Source organism: Achromobacter sp. (genome assembly GCF_036567245.1).
GTDB lineage: Bacteria > Pseudomonadota > Gammaproteobacteria > Burkholderiales > Burkholderiaceae_B > Achromobacter.
In genome coordinates this window covers 1-3,356 of the sequence record NZ_DATCUY010000665.1, presented here as the reverse complement: position 1 = coordinate 3,356, position 3,356 = coordinate 1, and the positions used below count along the sequence as shown (strand labels likewise).

Annotated in this window: 3 protein-coding genes; 1 reads left to right on the top strand and 2 read right to left on the bottom strand. The window is 66.7% G+C overall.

The window, feature by feature from the left end; translation table 11 throughout:
• Positions 1–93: 93 nt before the first annotated feature.
• Together VIR09_RS28320 and VIR09_RS28315 are read right to left on the bottom strand one after the other, a co-directional pair.
• Complete coding sequence (locus VIR09_RS28320; RefSeq protein WP_332015887.1) at positions 94–1,602, bottom strand: di-heme oxidoredictase family protein; 1,509 nt, start codon at positions 1,600–1,602, stop codon at positions 94–96.
• Positions 1,599–2,897 carry an imelysin family protein gene (locus VIR09_RS28315; RefSeq protein WP_332015886.1) on the bottom strand — a complete coding sequence of 433 codons (1,299 nt, stop codon included), beginning with the start codon at positions 2,895–2,897 and terminating at the stop codon, positions 1,599–1,601. The genes VIR09_RS28320 and VIR09_RS28315 overlap by 4 nt, the downstream gene beginning before the upstream one ends.
• A 220-nt stretch (positions 2,898–3,117) precedes the next feature.
• On the opposite strand from VIR09_RS28315, the gene VIR09_RS28310 reads away from it, so the two are divergent.
• On the top strand, positions 3,118–3,356 hold a 239-nt coding region (locus tag VIR09_RS28310; RefSeq protein WP_332015885.1), incomplete at its 3' end, for a LysR family transcriptional regulator.

The window sequence follows — 3,356 nt, the reverse complement described above, 5'->3', positions numbered from 1 at the left end:
CGGCGGGCGGCGCCGCGAGCGCGGCCGAGGGCGCGACCACGGCCAGCGCGGCCGCCGCGGCGCGCTTGAACACTTTTCGGGCAAATCCGGCCATCACAGCGACTCCAGGAAACGGATGAGATCGGCGCGTTCTTCCGGCGTCATCGCGACCACGCGGTCGCGCGCCGGCTTGGCCTCGCCGCCATGCCACAGCACGGCTTCCAGCAAGGTGCGCGCGCGTCCGTCGTGCAGCCAGGTGGCGTTGGGGTTCACGGTCTTGGTCAGGCCGATGCCCCACAGCGGCGGCGTGCGCCATTCGCGGCCATTGGCTTCGCCGTCGGACACGCCGTCGGCCAGATCATCGCCCATGTCGTGCACCAGCATGTCGGTGTACGGCCAGATCAGCTGGAAGCGGTGTTCGGGCTGCTTGGCGTTGCGGCTGGTGACGTACTTGGGCACGTGGCAGGCGACGCAATTGGCTTCGTAGAACAGCTTCTTGCCGGCCAGCACGCGCGCGTCGTCGGCGTCGCGGCGTTGCGGCACGGCAAGATTGGTGGAATAGATGGTGACGAAGTCCATCAGCTTGGCCGGCACTTCTTCCGGACCGAAGCGCGGCTGCGCGCCGTGCGGCATGTCCAGGCACTGTTTCTGCGAGGGCGTGCAGTCGCCTGAATGCTTGGGGAACAAGGGCGTCGACAGCCCCATGTCGTTGGAGAAGGCGGCAGCGCTCTGCTGTTCCACCGTGGGTTGCCCGGCCTTCAGGTTGAAGCGGCCCAGCACGCGCGCGCCGGTGCGCACGTCGGTGACCCAGTTGGCCTTGCCGACGATGCCGTCGCGCTTGTCCGCGCCGACGTTGGCCAGGATGTCGGCCTCGTGGATGGATTCCAGCAGGCCCAGGCCGATCATGGGCGGCGCCAGCCGCGGCGAGATCTGCGTGTCCGCGCGCATCGGGCCGTAGCCCAGGTTTTCGATGCGGTAGGCGGGCTTCATCAGGGTGACGGTTTCGCCGCCGTTGAGCGTGACCGGGACCGGCTGGTATTCGATCTCCATGCGGCCTTCGGCCGGCAGGCCCGCCACCGCGAAGTTCTGCAGCTGCACGCCGTAGACCGGTTCGGGCAAGGCCGCGATCTCACCCAGGGCAAGCTTGGGGTGGCCGCGGTCGGGGCCTTGCTGCACCGCCAGGCGCAGCAGCAGCGCCACCGCATCGGTACGCTCCAGGGGATCGAAACCCGGCACCGTGCCGCGTCCGTCCTTGGTGTGACAGGCCTGGCAGGAACGCGCGTTGAACAGCGGCCCCAGTCCATCCGAGGCCTGCGTGGAGGCAGGCGCCGAGACCCAATCCTTGCGGAACAGGCCATTGCCGACCTGGAATTCCTGGCGCCCCTCGAAGCTCATGTTGGCCGACGGCTGCGAAAAGATGTCGGCGTTGATGAGCTTGTTGGTGGTGGTGGCGCCGGCCTGCATGGTCTCGAAGGTCTCCACCTTCGAGAAGTCCCGCGTGGGCGCGGTGATGGCGGTCACGCGCTTGAGATCTTCGGGCGTGAGGTCGTCGCGCCCGCTTGGAGCGGCGGCGGCGCCGGCATGGGCCGACGCCGCCAGTACGGCGGCTAAAACGAGTTTCACTTGAATACGGCGTCAGGTTTGTCCAGGCTGTCGGAACCTTCGATGGCGACCTTGCCCAGGTCCAACAGGGCGATCACGCGCTCCAGGCTGCGGGTCTGATCGACCAGGCGGTCGATGGCGGCCTGTACCACGGCGTTGCCTTCCTTGTTGCCGTCCGAAATCATCTGGTCATAGGTTTCGACCGTTTCAGCGCGCGTCTTCATCGCCTGCATGGCGGCCACGGTGGCGTCAAGCTTGGCGCGCACCTCGGCGTCCAGCTTGGGATCGCGGGCCTTGACCAGTTCCGAAAGACTCGCGCCCTTGACGGTCTTGCCATCGATGCGGGTGTAGCTGCCCAGGTAGACGTTGCGGATCCCGACCTGGTCGTAGTAGTGCGAGTTGTGCGTGTTGTCCGAGAAGCAGTCGTGCTCTTCCTCGGGGTCATGCAGCATCAGGCCCAGCTTCATGCGTTCGCCGGCCAGCTCGCCGTAGGACAGGCTGCCCAGACCGGTCAGCATGGCGATCAGGCCCGCCTTCGGATCTTCCTCGACAGCCTTGCGCGCGGCGCCGTCCTTCTTCCAGTTGCCGACCATCTCTTCCAGGTCCGTCACCAGCAGGTCGGTCACGGCCTTGAGGAATTCGACGCGGCGCTCGCAGTGGCCGCCCGTGCATTGCTTGGTATCGAAGTCGGTGTGCGGGCGGTTGCCGGCATGGCGTTCCTGCGGCGTGCCCTTGCGGTCGGCCGGCGCCGGGCCGGTGCCGTTCAGGTCCTGGCCCCACAGCAGGAATTCGATGGCGTGGTAGCCCGTGGCCACGTTGGCCTCGTTGCCGTCGGCCTCGTGCAGTATCTCGGACAGCAGCTTGGGGGTGATCTTGCTGACGTCGACGGTCTTGCCGCCCACCGAGATCTTGGAGTTGGCGATGACGTTGACCGCGTAGTAGGCGTTCTCGTCGTTCTCGGTACCGTAGGACGCATCGACGTAGTCGATCAGGCCTTCGTCCAGCGGCCAGGCGTTGACGCGGCCTTCCCAGTCATCCACGATGGGGTTGCCGAAGCGGTAGGCCTCGGTCTGCTGGTACGGCACGCGGGCCGCCAGCCAAGCCTCGCGCGCGGCCTTCAGCGTTTCGGCGCTGGGCTTGGCGATCAGGGCGTCGATGGCAGTGCGCAGGGTCTTGGCGGAGGTCAGCGAATCTTCGTAGCCGGCCAGCGCCAGATCCGAATACGTGGCGACCACGGCCTTGGGTTCCACCGCGGCCTGGGCCGTCCCCCCGAACACCGCGGCGGCCAACACCGCTCCCAACAGCAACTTGCGCATCGATTTTCTCCCGTAACTCGAACGGCAACCGCCCCCACGGCGGCCCGCTCAACCTCGAATTTTGAGGATGAGAGTGTAAACAATTTTCGTTTTGTGTTCAGAATAAAGTCAGATACCTGACATTTCTTTGAACCGTCAGGCAGGTTTTCCCCGAGGCGGCAAAGCGACGCGCGTCCGTCGCCTGCGACTACTATCCCCTACTCCGCTCCCGCCTCCCGCCATGGAACTCCGCCAACTCCGCTACTTCGTCCGCGTCGCAGAACTGGGCAGCATCGGCCGCGCCGCGCGCGAGCTGGAGGTGGTCGCTTCGGCGCTCAGCCAGCAGATCAGCCGCCTGGAGAGCGAACTGGCGACGCGGCTGCTGGTGCGCACGCCCAGGGGCGTGGTGCCGACGCCGGCGGGCACGGCCTTCCTGCGGCAGGCGCAGCTGACGCTGCGGCATGCGGAAAATGCGATCGC